This window comes from Bacteroides sp. UBA939 (assembly GCF_002293435.1).
Classification (GTDB): Bacteria; Bacteroidota; Bacteroidia; order Bacteroidales; family Bacteroidaceae; genus Bacteroides.
In genome coordinates this window covers 1-822 of the sequence record NZ_DBDF01000239.1, presented here as the reverse complement: position 1 = coordinate 822, position 822 = coordinate 1, and the positions used below count along the sequence as shown (strand labels likewise).

General features: G+C 39.8%; 2 protein-coding genes. Both read left to right on the top strand.

The features are described from left to right. The coding region (locus B2Z67_RS15825; RefSeq protein WP_291530810.1) for a MarR family winged helix-turn-helix transcriptional regulator at positions 1–438 on the top strand (438 nt) is incomplete at its 5' end. Positions 439–572: 134 nt separating this feature from the next. Continuing rightward, complete coding sequence (locus B2Z67_RS15820) at positions 573–749, top strand: hypothetical protein (protein WP_291530809.1); 177 nt, start codon at positions 573–575, stop codon at positions 747–749. Positions 750–822 lie beyond the last annotated feature (73 nt).

Here is an 822-nt window from a genome sequence, read left to right as displayed (position 1 = left end):
CAATTCAACTTTGATATCCGGCTAATCTTTGCTATCCTCAACGGCAAAGTTTCAGCCGCCATCAACAGGAAGCTGTTCCGCAACTTCCGGCAGAACGACTTGGAGATTACTCCGGAACAGTGGACGGTACTTATCTTTCTGTGGGAAAAAGATGGAGTAACGCAGCAAGAGTTGTGCAATGCAACTTTTAAGGATAAACCCAGCATGACGCGTCTCATTGACAACATGGAGCGTCAGCACCTGGTCGTTCGTATTTCCGACAAGAAAGACCGCCGGACTAATCTTATCCACCTAACCAAAGATGGGAAAGGACTGGAAGAACAGGCACGCAGGATTGCCAATCAGACATTGAAGGAAGCATTACATGGTATCACCGTAGACGAATTGAAAGTAAGCCAAGAGGTGCTCAGGAAGTTTTTTTTTAATACAAAAGATTGACAGGAAGCATTCATTGGATGAACGTAAACAGCATACGGAAAGCCCGCAAAACCAACTATTTACATCTAATAATAGTTTTTTTGCAAAAATAATTTCGCTTGTTANNATATAATAATCTATTAAAATACATACACATGAAAGGCTTATTAAAAAATCTGGGCTTGATATTAGTCTTGGTAGGAGTTGTAATTTTGATTGCATGCTCTTTAACCGGTAATGTTAATAACAACACCATTTTGGGCACATCGGCTGTATTGCTCATACTGGGATTGATTACATACATTGTCGTTAATAAAAAATTAGCGGACTAATTATCGGAAAGAGAATAAAGAAAGGCGGTTGCTACAATAGCAACCGCCTTTCTTTATTCTTATACAATCCGCT